The sequence below is a fragment of the Leucobacter chromiiresistens genome (assembly GCF_900102345.1).
Lineage (GTDB): Bacteria > Actinomycetota > Actinomycetes > Actinomycetales > Microbacteriaceae > Leucobacter > Leucobacter chromiiresistens.
On sequence record NZ_FNKB01000001.1, the window covers coordinates 2,315,182 to 2,328,301 of the forward strand.

Sequence of the window (13,120 nt, forward strand, 5' to 3'; positions counted from 1 at the left end):
TGCAGACCGGAATCACCGGAGCGGGAACCTCGTATCCTCCGCGTACCCGAAGAACTCGCGCTCGAACACGGCTCGGGCCCGACGCGACACCGCGAACCAGCGCTCTTCGAGCTCCGAGGTGTGCGCTCTCGAGAGGCCCAGCACGCCCGCGATGCCAGCGAGATCGCTCCACCCCGCCGGCAGGGAGTCGGAGGATCGTCCGGTCCACAGTTTGAGCGCCGAGCGCACGCTGCTCGCGAAGCGCCACGAGTCGAGCAAGTGGTCGACGTCCTCCGGGGCGAGCAGTTGCCCATCGCGGGCGGCTTCGAGCGCCGCGACCGTCGACACCGTCCGCAGCGAGTCGTGCTCGGCGCCGGATCGCAGTTGCAGAAGCTGCACGAGCCACTCGACATCGCTGATGCCGCCCGGGCCGAGCTTCAGGTGCCGCTTCGGATCGGCCCCGCGCGGCAGGCGCTCCGACTCGACGCGGGCCTTGATACGCCGCACCTCTCTGACGCGCTCCTCGTCGAACTGCTCGGGGTAGCGGATCTCGTCGGCGAGTGCGGCGAAGTCGGCGCCGAGCTGCGCGTCGCCGGCGACGGGGCGGGCGCGGAGCAGCGCCTGCGCCTCCCACGTCACCGACCAGCGGTCGTAGTAGGCGCGGTACGCGTCGAGGCTGCGCACGAGCGGTCCGTTCTTGCCCTCGGGGCGCAGATCGAAGTCCAGGTCCACGGGGAATCGGGGATCGGCGACGGCGCGGCGCAGTTCCGAGACGAGCCGCGTCGCCTCACGGGCGGCGCGGTCGCTCGCGATGTGCGCCGGGGCGCGGAACACGGCGATGAGGTCGATGTCCGAGGCGAATCCCAGCTCCCGGCCGCCGTACCGGCCCATGCCGATGAGCGCGAGTTCGATGGGCACGTGCGCTCCGCCCGAAGCCTGTGATCCCGTGGTGGCGCCGTACGGCGCCGTCCCTCCGCGCACGGCGAGCAGGAGTGCGTCGAGCAGCGCGGTGTGGGCCGCGTCGAGCCCCGCAGACACCGCGTCGTCGTCGATCACTCCGACCAGCCTCCCCATCGCGAGCCGCAGCACCTCGCGCCGGTGCACGGCGCGGAGGGCCACGGCGGCCGAGTCGATGCCAGCGCGGCGCGAGGCGATCGCCCGCATTTCGTCGAACAGCACCTGCAAATGCATGGGCTGCAGGGAGGCGTCGCGTTCGAGCCAGGCGACGGCCTCGGGAATCGATTCGAGCAGTTCGGCGGCATAGCGGGAGTTCGCGAGCACCCGCGTCAGACGCTCCGCGGCCTCGGTGCCGTCGCGCAGCAGGCGCAGATACCACGGCGTCTCCCGGTTGGCCTCGCTCACCCGACGGAATGCGAGGAGACCGAAGTCGGGGTCGGTGCCGTCGGAGAGCCACTGCAGCAGAACCGGCATGAGGTTGCGCTGGATCATGGCGCGCCGCGAGGTGCCGCGAGTGAGGGCGGCCATGTGCCGCATGGCCCCGTCCGGATCCCGGAATCCGACGCTCGCGAGACGCGCTCTCGCGGCGTCGCTCCCGAGCACCAGCTCCTCCTCGGGCAGGGCGGCGACGGCGCTGAGCAGCGGGGCGTAGAAGATCTTCAGGTGCAGCTGCCGCACCTCGCGCTTCCGCGCGGTCCATCGGTCGTACAGCTGCGCGGCTGAGGTCGCGAGACCGGTCGCGCGGGCGAGCACGCGCAGCTCCTGCTCCTCCGTGGGCATGATGGCCGTGCGGCGCAGGTCGCGGAGCTGCAGACGATGCTCGAGCACGCGCAGGAAGCGGTAGTCGGAGGCGAGGCACTCGCCGTCGCTCCGGGCGATGTACCCGCCGTCGACGAGGGCGCGGAGGGCCGGCAGCGTGCCCGCGCGATGCAGGGACTCGTCGTACTGCCCGTGCACGAGCTGCAGCAGTTGCACGCTGAACTCGATGTCGCGCAGCCCGCCCGGCCCGAGTTTCAGCTGCACCTCGAGCTCGTCGTCGGCGATGTGCTCGGTGACGCGCTCGCGCATCCGCTGCACGGAGCCGACGAAGTCTTCGCGCGACGACGACGCCCACACCGAGTCGCGCGTTGCGGCGACGAACTCCGCGGCCAGCTCCAGGTCGCCGGCGAGCGGGCGCGCCTTGAGCAGCGCTTGGAACTCCCACGCCTTGGCCCACCGCTCGTAGTAGCTGCGCATGGATCCGAGCGTGCGCACGAGCGGGCCGTGGCGGCCCTCGGGTCTGAGATTCGCGTCGAGCTGCCAGAGCGGCGGTTCGAGGGCGGGGTCGTGGATGCCGCGCATCACCTCGCTCGCGAGTCGAGTGCCGACGCGGATCAGCCGATCGTCGTCGAGCGCCTCGGCGTCGGCGCTCTCCACCGCGAAGATGACGTCCACGTCGGAGACCACGTTGAGCTCTTCGGCGCCGCACTTGCCCATCGCGACGATCCCGAGCCGCACCGCCTCCAGCCGCTCGGCCGCGATGGGCGGCCCGGAGGTGCCCGCTGCGAGCGTCGCCCGCGCCACCCGCAGCGATGCGTCGATCGCCGCGGCGGCGAGCCCGGAGAGCGACTCGGCGACGTCTTCGAATACGTCCTCCGCGTTGCCTGCTCGACCCTGGAAGAGGTCGAAGAGCATGAGCTGCGCCAGCAGCTCGCGGTAGCGCGTGCGCAGCGCGATCCACCCGGCTTCGGCGACGAGCGTCTCACCCGACGCGTCGACGACTGCGCGGAGCAGCTCGCTCCGCGCCTCCTCGGCGGGCACCACGGCTCCCCCCTGACGCAGAATCTCGGGGAGCCGGGCCGGGTGGCGGGTGAAGAAGTCGCCCAGCGCGGGCGAGGCGCCCACGAGCACGCACAATCGCTCGAAGTCGTCGAAGTCGATGGCCGCGAGCACGTCGCGATGCTGCTCGGAGAGCTGGCGCACGCGGTGGAGCGCCGCATCCGGATCGGCCGCCATCGCGAGACCGCCGAGCAGCGGGCCGATGGGCTGCTCCAGCCGGTCCGCGAGCTCCGTCAGGGACTCTCGGGCGTCGGCCAGGTCCTGGAACCCGGCTCGTGCGATCTCGGAGAGGGTGACCGTGGAATGCTCGCGCGCCATTCGACCAGCGTAATCGGATCAGATGGTGTCGAGCATCGAGGAGAGCTCGTACGGCGTCACCTGACTGTGGTACTCGGCGACCTCCCGACGCTTGTCGCGGATGAAGTAGGCGAAGACCTGCTCCCCCAGCGTCTCGGCGACGAGCTCGGAGCGCTCCATCACCGCGAGTGCGTGGTCAAGGCTTGCGGGCAGCGGATCGAAGCCCATCGCGCGACGCTCGCCGTCGCTCAGCGCCCACACGTTGTTCTCGGCCTCGGGCGGGAGCTCGTACTCCTCGCGGATGCCCTTCAGGCCCGCGGCGAGCAGCATCGAGAAGCCGAGGTACGGGTTCACGGCGCTGTCCATACCGCGGTACTCGACTCGCGCGGCGTCGCCCTTGCCCGGCTTGTACATCGGCACGCGCACGAGCGCCGAGCGGTTGTTGTGCCCCCAGCTCACGAACGAGGGCGCCTCGTCACCGCCCCAGAGGCGCTTGTACGAGTTGATGTACTGATTCGTGACGGCGGTGATCTCCGGCGCGTGCCGCAGCAGGCCGGCGATGAACCGCCGACCGGTCTGCGAGATCTGGTACCGCGCACCGGCATCGTAGAAGGCGTTCGTGTCGCCCTCGAGCAGCGAGAGGTGCGTGTGCATGCCCGACCCCGGCTGGCCGGCGAGCGGCTTCGGCATGAAGGTCGCGTGCACGCCCTGCGCGATCGCGACCTCCTTCACGACGGTGCGGAAGGTCATGATGTTGTCGGCCGTCGTGAGCGCATCCGCGTACCGGAGGTCGATCTCGTTCTGCCCGGGGCCGGCCTCGTGATGGCTGAACTCCACGGAGATGCCGAGCTCCTCGAGCATGTTGACGCTCTCGCGGCGGAAGTCGTGCGCGGTTCCGCCCGGAACGTTGTCGAAGTACCCGGCGCGGTCGACCGGAACGGGGCCGCGGCCGTCGAAGTCCTTCGACTTCAGCAGGTAGAACTCGATCTCGGGGTGCGTGTAGAAGCTGAACCCCTGCTCGGCGGCGGTGGCGAGCGTGCGCTTGAGCACGTTGCGCGGGTCGGCCACGGCCGGCTCGCCGTTCGGGGTCGTGATGTCGCAGAACATTCGCGCCGTCGGAGAGGTCTGACTGCGCCAGGGCAGCAGCTGGAATGTCGACGGATCGGGCACGGCGAGCAGGTCGGACTCGTACGCGCGCGTCAGGCCTTCGATGGCGGAGCCGTCGAATCCGATGCCCTCGCTGAAGGCGCCCTCGACCTCGGCGGGCGCGAGCGCGACCGACTTCAGCGTGCCCGAGACATCGCTGAACCAGAGTCGGACGAACCTGACACCGCGCTCCTCGATGGTGCGCAGAACAAAATCGCGTTGCTTGCTCACGCCTACTCCGTTCGTCGTTGCTGCATGCGGACACGGCACGCGCCGCACGCGCGCACCGCCTCCGCCGGTGGGCTCAGACTATCTCCTGACCGTGACAATCGTGTTACGTCGGAGTCAGTCCTCGGCTGCCTCCTCCTCGCGCCATTTCCGGGCGCGCTCCGCGACGATGTCCTCGGCCCGTGCGGCCTCCTCGCGCGTCGCGAACGGGCCGATGCGATCCACGGACAGCGACTGGGGGCCCTCCTCGACCTGCCCCGTGCGCGAGTTGAACCAGTACGTCTCGGCGGGATCCTCGATGCCCCACTCCTGCTTGCTCATGTCGGCCTCCACTCGGCGCTCGCGCGCCCTCGTTGACTTCCGCGCCCGGCGCTTCCGCACGCGCTTCTACACTAGAGGCATGCCCCTCGACGCACACGGACACCTGATTCCCGGTACCCGGCCCGCGCCCCGCGCGGTGCCCGCGCCCCGCGCGGTGCCCGCGGCGATCGATCGGCCGCCCTACGTCGGCCTGGCGAAGCCGCCGGCGTACACGGGCGACAACACCTACACGCCGGCGGAGGTCGATCGCATCCGGGCCGCGGGCCGCATCGCCTCCGGTGCGCTGGACGCCGTCGGTGCGGCGGTGCGCCCCGGGGTCACGACGGCGGAGCTGGATCGCGTGGCGCACGAGTACGTGATCGCGCGGGGCGCCTACCCGTCGACGCTCGGCTATCGCGGCTTCCCCGCATCCTCGTGCACCTCGGTGAACGAGGTGATCTGCCACGGCATCCCCGACGACACCGTGCTGCGCGAGGGCGACATCGTGAACGTCGACGTCACCGCGTACCTCGACGGGTTCCACGGCGACACGAACCGCACCTATCGAGTCGGGCGCGTGTCGGAGGAGGTCGACCTGCTCGTCGAGCGGACCCGCGAGGCGATGATGCGCGGCATCCGGGCGGCGAAGCCGGGCCGGGTGGTCAACGTGATCGGCCGCGTCATCGAGACGTACGCCAAGCGCTTCGGCTACGGCGTGGTGCGCGACTTCACCGGCCACGGGGTCGGCGCGTCGTTCCACACGGGGCTCATCATCCCGCACTACGACTCCGACCCGGCGTACGACGACGTGATCAAGCCGGGCATGGTCTTCACGGTGGAGCCGATGCTCACGCTCGGCACGCACGAGTGGGAGCAGTGGGACGACGACTGGACCGTGGTCACCCGCGACCGCAGCGTCACCGCGCAGTTCGAGCACACGGTGCTCATCCGCGAGGACGGCTTCGAGCTGCTCACGGTGTCCGACTCCGCGTAGGCGCAGCGCGCGCACGCTCGAGGAGCGGAGTGCCGGCGGATCGCGCCGCGGCCGCCACTCCCGGCTCTCCGCGGGGCCGGGGCCTACGGAAGTGGAATGGGCCGGATCATACGCCGGGTTCTGTTCCGGCCGGCGAACCGGCCGGCGACGACCATCTCTCTCGGAGTACCGTTGCCGGCACCCTCCAGCGGCCTACCCGAGGACTCGGCGGGGCGCGTCGTCATCCTCTGTCTGGCCTTGCTCCGAACGAGGTTTACCTGGCCGCCCGTGTCACCACGGACGCCGGTGGTCTCTTACACCACCCTTTCAGCCTTACCGGGCGCGGCGAACCACGCCAGGCGGTCTACTCTCTGTTGCACTTTCTCGCGGGTTGCCCCGGGTGGGCGTTACCCACCGTTCTCCCCTGCGGAGCCCGGACGTTCCTCGGCGATCCCGCCGCCGGAGCAGCGGAACCGACGCGATCGTCTTACCGACCCATTCCGGGAATCAGCTTACTGGACGCGCCTCGTCCTCCTCGACGCGCACGAGAATCGCCCCCGTACCCGGGCAGAACACGATCTCATCGGGCGCGGCGGCCCGGATGTCGCTGAGCTCGGCCGGTGCGAGCGCCATGTTGCTCGCCTCCGAGACATTGCCGCGCAGTCGTGCGGCGCCGATGCCGATCCGAGCGCGGATCTCCTCGTAGAGTCCGAGCACGTCGCGCTGCAGTTCGGCCGCGACGCCGGCGCGCTCTTCGGCGTTGGAGGCCAGCTCGCGGTCGATGCGCTGCTCGGCCTCGGCGATGCGGGCGTCGATCTCGGCGCGGCGGGCGTCGACTCCGGCGAACAGCTCTTCGGCGGTCGAGAAGGCCTGCAGCGCCCGCTCCTGGGCCTCCATCAGTTCGAGCTCGCGATCCTCGAGCTCCGACTGGCGCCGCGTCAGGGTCTCGAGTTCGGCCTGCAGCGCCTGCGCCTCCTTGCTCGAGGTGCTCGCCGAGAGCAGCTGCTCGTCGCGGTCGCGGCGCTGCTGCACGAGCGCGACGTCCGCCTCGATGCGCTCGAGGTCGGCATTCTGCGTGTCGAGCTCGCGCTGCGCCGCCATGAACTTCGTCCGCGCCTCGGCGGCGTCGCCGCTCAGTCCGGTGAGCTCCGCGCGCTCGGGAAGCGTCGCGCGACGCCGGCGGAGCCGCGCGATCGTGTTGTCGAGGTCTTGGAGATCGAGCAGCAGTCGCTGCTGCCGGGGGCTGGCCTTCATGGACGCCAGCCTACCGCCACCGCCCGCTCGCCCGGCCTCACGCCGGCAGCGCGCCGACGGAGAACGTCCACGGATCGGTGCGGCGCGCGCTCACCCGGAACTCGACGCCGGGCAGGCGCGCCCAGAGCCGGTCGGCCGCGCCCGCGAGCCAGAGCGATTCGCTCGCCCAGTGCGCGACGTCGACCAAAGCCGGCCCACCCGCGACCGCGGACGACTCGAGCGCCTCCTGGGCGGGGTGATGCCGCAGATCGGAGGTGAGATACACGTCGGCGCCGCGCACCGACGCGTGATCGAGCAGGCTGTCGCCCGCGCCGCCGAGGAGGGCGATGCGCTGCACCAGCCGCTCCGGATCACCGGCGACCCGCACTCCCGAGACCGTCGCCGGCATCTCGGCGGCGACCCGCTTCGCGAACGCCCGGAGCGACTCGGGGGCCGGGAGCCGCCCGACGCGCCCGATGCCGATCACCGGATCGGAGGCGTGGGGCACGATGGGAGCGGCGCCGATGAGGCCCAGGCGCTCGGCGATCACGTCGGAGACGCCGCCGGCGGGCTGATCCGCGTTGGTGTGCGCCGCGAGCAGGGCGCACCCGCCGCGGATCAACCGCGCGAGCAGCGCGCCCTTCGCCGTATCCTCCGCCACCGTGTGCACGCCGCGCAGCAGCAGCGGATGGTGCGTGAGCAGTGCGTCGGCGCCCCACTCGAGCGCCTCCGCCACCGTCTCCCCCACCGCGTCGACGGCGAGCAGCACGCGGCGCAGCGGCGCGGAGTCGGCGCCCGCGACGAGCCCGACGCGATCCCACGACTCCGCGATCGCGCCGGGCCAGAGCGCCTCCGCTGCCTCGCGCAGATCTGCGAGTGCGTACGCCTCTCGGGAGCGGTCCACCGTCTACCTCCTCAGCAGCCTGCGGGCGATCACGTTGCCGAGCAGCTGCACGAGCTGCACGATGACGATGATGAGCAGCACCGCCGCCCAGGTCACCCAGGGGTTGAACTGCCGGTAGCCGTACTGGAGGGCCAGGTTGCCGAGCCCGCCGCCGCCGATGACGCCGGCCATCGCGGTCATGTCGACGACCGCGATGAAGGCGAACGTGTAGCCGAGCACCACGGGTCCGAGCCCCTCGGGGATGAGCACCGTGAGGATGGTGCGCAGCGGCCCGGCTCCCATCGCGCGCGACGCCTCGATCACCCCGGGGGGCACCGTCAGCAGATTCTGCTCGACGAGGCGGGCGATGCCGAACGTCGCCGCGAAGGTGAGCACGAAGATGAGCGCCCGATCCCCGATGCCGGTGCCGACGACGACGCGCGCCAGGGGCTGGATCGCGGCGATGAGGATCACGAACGGAATCGGCCGGAAGAAGTTGACGAGGAAGTTGAGCACCACGTACACGCCGCGGCTCTGCAGCACCCCGCCCTGACGCGTGACGGTGAGCAGCACGCCGAGCACGAGCCCGAGGGCTCCGCCGAGCCCCATCGCGATGACGACGTAGGTGAGGGTCTGCACCGTCGCTTCGAGGAATTTGCCGTTCGACAGCAGTTCGATGAGGTTGTCCATCAGGCGAGCACCTCCAGGGCCGTCTCCTGCGCGAGCGCCGCGATGGCGTGCTCGACCTTGAGATCGTCGCCGATCAGTTCCAGTGTGAGTTTGCCGAAGCTCCGGCCGCCGACGTCGGTGATGCCGCCGTGGACGATGCTGACGCCCACGCCGCGCTCGGCGAGCGTGCGGAATACGACCGGCTGGTCCACGTCCCCGTCGCGGAAGGTGAGCGACACCAGCCTGCCGCGATGCCGCTCGCGCAGGCCGTCGAGCCGTTCGGCGCGCGGCTCGGTGGGCAGCGCCGTCGCCACGAACCGCTTCGTCGTCTGCGACTGGGGATCCGAGAACACGTCGAAGACGTCGCCCTGCTCCACCGCGCGCCCCGAGTCCATGACGGTGACGCGGTCGGCGATCTCGCGCACCACCTCCATCTCGTGCGTGATGAGGATGATGGTGATGCCGAACTCGGCGTTCACCCGCTTCAGCAGCGCGAGCACCTCGCGCGACGTCTGGGGGTCGAGGGCGCTCGTCGCCTCGTCGGCGAGCAGCACGCCCGGGTTCGTCGCGAGGGCGCGGGCGATGCCGACTCGCTGCTTCTGGCCGCCCGAGAGCTGATCCGTGTAGGCGCCGCTCTTCTCAGACAGGCCGACGAACTCGAGCAGCTCGGCGACGCGGCGCCGGCGCTCGGCTGCCGGCATGCCGGCGACGACGAGGGGGTACTCGACGTTCTTCGCGACCTTCTTCGCGTGGAAGAGGTTGAACTGCTGGAAGATCATGCCGATCCGGCCGCGCACCCGGCGCAGCTGGGATTCGGGGAGCGCGGTGATCTCGTCGTCGCCGACGAGGATCCGCCCGTCGCTCGCGTGCTCCAGACCGTTCACGAGCCGCAGCAGCGTGCTCTTGCCGGCGCCGGAGTACCCGATGATGGCGTGGATCTCGCCGGAGGCCACGTCGATCGTGACGTCATCGACCGCGACGACGGGCGACGCGCTCTTCCCCCGGCCCGGGTAGCGCTTCGACACGCCGATCATCTGGACGCGGGTCATCGCGCCTCCTTTCGGGTCTCACAGCAACGGGGCGCTCGGAAAACCGAACGCCCCGATCCTATGGGGTACCAGCGTCGAATCAGCCCTTGCTCTCGGCGATCTGCGCCTCGGCGTCGGCCTGGATCTCCTGGAGCTCGGCCGCGGGGGTGTCGAGCAGGATCGCGGAATCGCCGGAGTTCTCGGCGACGCCCGCCTGCACCTCCTCGTTGGTCTGGTAGATCTCGACCAGCTTCGCGTACGTCTCGTCGTCGGCGTCGTCGGCGCGCGCGGCGAAGATGTTGATGAAGTACTTCGCGCCCTCATCGCTCGGATCGTCCTGGTAGAGGGCCTCCGAGAACTCGAGCCCTGCGTCGGTGACGAAGTCGTTGTTGACGACGGCGGCGTCGACATCGGCGAGCGAGGTCGCCGTGAACGACGCGTCCATCTCGGTGACCTGCACCTTCGACTTCGCCGTGTCGACGTCGTCGGGGGTCGAGAACAGGGTGCCGCCGTCGGTGAGCTCGATGAGTTTCGCCGCCTGGAGCACGTTCAGCGCCCGCGCGCGATTGCTGGGGTCCGAGGGAACCGCGACGGTGCCGCCCTCGGGGATGTCCTCGAGCGCGTCGTGCTTCGTCGAGAAGACGCCGAGCGGGTAGATCGCCGTCGCGCCGATCGTCACGAGGTCGTCGTCGTTCGAGACGTTGTAGTCGGCGAGGTACTGGATGTGCTGGAACTGGTTGAGATCGAGCTCGCCCTCGGAGAGCGCCGGGTTCGGCTGGTTGTAGTCGGTGAAGTCGACCAGCTCGACGGTGATGCCCTCATCGGCGGCGGCATCGGTGAACGTCTGCCAGTACGCATCGCTCGCGCCGACGACGCCGATGCGGACCGTCTCGGAGCCGCCGTCGGAGCCCTCGGCGCCGCCGGCGTCGGTCGAGCAGCCGGCGAGCACCGTCGCGGCGGCCAGCGCGCAGGCGGTGAGTGAGGCGGCGAGGATGCCGCGCTTCGTGAACGTCATAGTGTTCCTCAATGTCGTGATTGGGGATGCGGGCTCGGCGCCCGCGGGGTCGCCCACCAGCATGTAAGACGGCCGCCGCTCGCCGAAATCCGGCTGTCACACGGCGTCATGCGCCCGGCGCGCGCGCTCGTGCGCGCGCCGGGCGCGCTCCGGCCGCGCCCATGGGATACTGGGAGCGAGACGCCGTGCGTCTCCGGCGGGCAGGCCGATCCCTCGTGTACACCTCAGGAAGGAACCCTCCGTTCACATGAACCAGCGTGCTGACGATCACCTCGAAGCGTGGAAGTCGAAGCAGGAGCTCGCGGAGCGCATGATCCCGCTCATCGGCCAGCTCTACCGGGATCACGACGTCGTCATGTCGGTGCACGGGCGCAGTCTCGTCGGCCGCTCGCCGATCGACATCATCCGAGCCCACAGCTTCGCCCGCAAGATCGATGACGTGGAGCTGCCGCTCGACGAGACGTCGGCGATCGTCTCCGCGCTCGCGCGCATCCAGCCCGGTCCCGCGTCCGTCGACCTCGCGCTGCTCGCGAAGGCGTTCCGCGATTCGGGGAGCGACGACCTCGACGCGTACCTGCGGGAGACGCTCCCCGCAGCCGACGCGGCGGCCCCCGGGCGGGGCACCGACGTCGTGCTCTACGGCTTCGGCCGCATCGGTCGCCTGCTCGCGCGCATCATCATCGAGCACACCGGTAGCGGCAACGGCCTGAACCTGCGCGCGATCGTCGTGCGCCGCGGGTCGGACAACGACCTCGAGAAGCGCGCCAACCTGCTGAAGCGCGACTCCGTGCACGGCCCGTTCAACGGCACCATCAAGGTGCTCGAGGACGAGAACGTGATCCTCGCCAACGGCGTGCGCATCCAGGTCATCTACTCCGACGACCCCGCGAGCGTCGACTACGCGCAGTACGGCATCGAGCACGCGATCCTCGTCGACAACACCGGTCGCTGGCGCGACGCCGAGGGCCTCGCGAAGCACCTGGAGAACCCGGGCATCGACCGCGTGCTGCTCACCGCGCCCGGCAAGGGCGACCTGCTCAACGTGGTGTACGGCGTGAACCACGACGCCATCACCGACGACCAGCAGATCCTCAGCGCCGCCTCGTGCACGACGAACGCGATCACTCCGGTGCTGAAGGTGCTGAACGACCGCTTCGGCGTCGAGCGGGGCCACGTCGAGACCGTGCACTCGTACACCAACGACCAGAACCTCACCGACAACTTCCACAAGGGCGCGCGCCGCGGCCGCTCGGCGGCGCTGAACATGGTGCTCGCCGAGACGGGTGCGGCGAAGGCCGTCGCGAAGGCGCTGCCCGAGTTCGCGGGCAAGCTGACGGGCAACGCGATCCGCGTTCCCACGCCCGACGTCTCGATGGCCGTGCTGAACCTGCAGCTCGAACGCGAGACCACGCGCGACGAGGTCAACGCGGTGCTGCAGGAGGTCTCGCTGACCGGCGCCCTCCGCACGCAGATCGACTACGTCGAATCGGATGAGATCGTATCGACCGACTTCGTCGGCTCGAACCGCGCGGGCATCGTCGACGGACTCGCCACCATCGTCACCGGCGACAGCGCCGTCGTGTACGTCTGGTACGACAACGAGTACGGCTACAGCTGCCAGGTCGTGCGCATCATCGAGCATCTCGCCGGCGGCCACCCGGTCCACCTCCCGGCGCTCGCGAACTGAGGCGCCGGCGGCCCTGCTCACTCGACACCTCACCGAAGAGAAAGGACAGATCATGTCTGAGAAGTACCTCATTGGAGTAGATGGATCCGAGCCGAGCAGGGTCGCCCTGGCCTGGGGCCTCGCGCGCGCCACCGAGCGCGGCGCCTCCGTCGAGCTCATCCATGTCGCCGACGACTCGTTCCTCTCCGAGAGCGTCGCGTTCCTCTCGGAGGCGCAGCTGGCCTCGGAGCAGATGCTGCAAGTCGAGACGGCGTACGCGCGGGAGCTCGGCTTCGCCGGCGCCATCACGGGCACCGCGGTCGTCGGCCACCCCATCGCGGAGATCGAGACCGCATCGAAGCACGCCGATCTCGTGGTGCTCGGCGCCCATCAGGGCGGCCGGTTCTCGGGCTCCTTCTTCGGCACTCGCGCCGTGAAGGTCGCCGCGACCGCCCACTGCCCCGTCGCAGTGATCCCGCAGGTCGAAGCGCGGCCCAACGCGCCCGTCGTGGTCGGCGTCGACGGATCCGAGGCGTCGAAGCGCGCGATCGCGTTCGCCGCCGAGCAGGCGTCGCTGCGCGAGGTGCCGCTCGTCGCGGTCTACGCCTGGATGCCGCCGCTGACCCCGGGGCTCGAGTACCTGTGGAGCGAGGAGCTCGTCGAGTCGCAGCGCGCCGCCGCCGAGGAGGCGATTGCGATCGGCGTCGCGGGCATCGCGCATCGCTACCCCGACCTGGAGGTGCGCCGGGAGATCGTGCAGTCGTCCCCCGTCGCGGCCCTGGTGCAGGCGGCCGAGCACGCCGAACTGCTGGTCGTCGGCAGCCGCGGGCGCGGCGGCATCTCCCGCCTGCTCCTCGGCTCCGTCAGCCACGGCGTGCTGCAGGCCCTCCCGTGCCCCGTCGTCGTCACGCGCGGCTGATCCGCCTCC

11 protein-coding genes and 1 other RNA gene are annotated in these 13,120 nt (G+C 70.5%); 3 read left to right on the top strand and 9 right to left on the bottom strand.

The genetic code is table 11. The annotated features are described in order from the left end of the window. Nucleotides 1-12: 12 nt before the first annotated feature. From BLT44_RS10560 to BLT44_RS10570, 3 genes are all read right to left on the bottom strand, one after another. Nucleotides 13-3,072, bottom strand: coding sequence for a bifunctional [glutamine synthetase] adenylyltransferase/[glutamine synthetase]-adenylyl-L-tyrosine phosphorylase (locus tag BLT44_RS10560; RefSeq protein WP_010157122.1), 3,060 nt, complete (start codon nt 3,070-3,072; stop codon nt 13-15). Nucleotides 3,073-3,090: 18 nt separating this feature from the next. Beyond that, the gene (gene glnA / locus BLT44_RS10565) at nt 3,091-4,428 is read right to left on the bottom strand and encodes a type I glutamate--ammonia ligase (RefSeq protein ID WP_010157121.1); all 1,338 of its coding nucleotides are present in this window, start codon (nt 4,426-4,428) and stop codon (nt 3,091-3,093) included. A gap of 114 nt (nt 4,429-4,542) precedes the next feature. After that, the gene (locus tag BLT44_RS10570; protein ID WP_040505449.1) at nt 4,543-4,746 is read right to left on the bottom strand and encodes a hypothetical protein; all 204 of its coding nucleotides are present in this window, start codon (nt 4,744-4,746) and stop codon (nt 4,543-4,545) included. 79 nt (nt 4,747-4,825) lie between these two features. On the opposite strand from BLT44_RS10570, the gene map reads away from it, so the two are divergent. Beyond that, nucleotides 4,826-5,719, top strand: a complete 894-nt coding sequence (map, locus tag BLT44_RS10575) for a type I methionyl aminopeptidase (RefSeq protein ID WP_010157119.1) — start codon at nt 4,826-4,828, stop codon at nt 5,717-5,719. Between the two features lie 93 nt (nt 5,720-5,812). Here map and rnpB read toward each other — a convergent pair. The 6 genes from rnpB to BLT44_RS10605 all read right to left on the bottom strand — a co-directional run bounded on the left by rnpB (nt 5,813) and on the right by BLT44_RS10605 (nt 10,526). Further along, an RNA gene (gene rnpB, locus BLT44_RS10580) (RNase P RNA component class A) lies at nt 5,813-6,196 on the bottom strand. A gap of 9 nt (nt 6,197-6,205) precedes the next feature. After that, entirely contained in the window at nt 6,206-6,952 is a 747-nt protein-coding gene (locus BLT44_RS10585) for a zinc ribbon domain-containing protein (protein ID WP_010157118.1), read from the bottom strand. A 37-nt stretch (nt 6,953-6,989) separates the two neighbouring features. Continuing rightward, complete coding sequence (locus tag BLT44_RS10590; RefSeq protein WP_010157117.1) at nt 6,990-7,835, bottom strand: Nif3-like dinuclear metal center hexameric protein; 846 nt, start codon at nt 7,833-7,835, stop codon at nt 6,990-6,992. A gap of 3 nt (nt 7,836-7,838) precedes the next feature. After that, nucleotides 7,839-8,504, bottom strand: a complete 666-nt coding sequence (locus tag BLT44_RS10595; protein WP_010157115.1) for a methionine ABC transporter permease — start codon at nt 8,502-8,504, stop codon at nt 7,839-7,841. Next, nucleotides 8,504-9,532, bottom strand: a complete 1,029-nt coding sequence (locus tag BLT44_RS10600) for a methionine ABC transporter ATP-binding protein (RefSeq protein ID WP_010157114.1) — start codon at nt 9,530-9,532, stop codon at nt 8,504-8,506. The genes BLT44_RS10595 and BLT44_RS10600 overlap by 1 nt, the downstream gene beginning before the upstream one ends. A gap of 79 nt (nt 9,533-9,611) precedes the next feature. Beyond that, nucleotides 9,612-10,526: a MetQ/NlpA family ABC transporter substrate-binding protein gene (locus tag BLT44_RS10605; protein WP_010157113.1), complete on the bottom strand. Its 915-nt coding sequence runs from the start codon at nt 10,524-10,526 to the stop codon at nt 9,612-9,614. 247 nt (nt 10,527-10,773) lie between these two features. On the opposite strand from BLT44_RS10605, the gene BLT44_RS10610 reads away from it, so the two are divergent. Further along, a complete protein-coding gene (locus BLT44_RS10610) occupies nt 10,774-12,213 on the top strand; it encodes a glyceraldehyde-3-phosphate dehydrogenase (protein WP_010157112.1) in 1,440 nt (479 codons plus the stop codon). 52 nt (nt 12,214-12,265) lie between these two features. Next, nucleotides 12,266-13,111: a universal stress protein gene (locus BLT44_RS10615; protein WP_010157111.1), complete on the top strand. Its 846-nt coding sequence runs from the start codon at nt 12,266-12,268 to the stop codon at nt 13,109-13,111. The last annotated feature ends 9 nt before the right edge of the window (nt 13,112-13,120 follow it).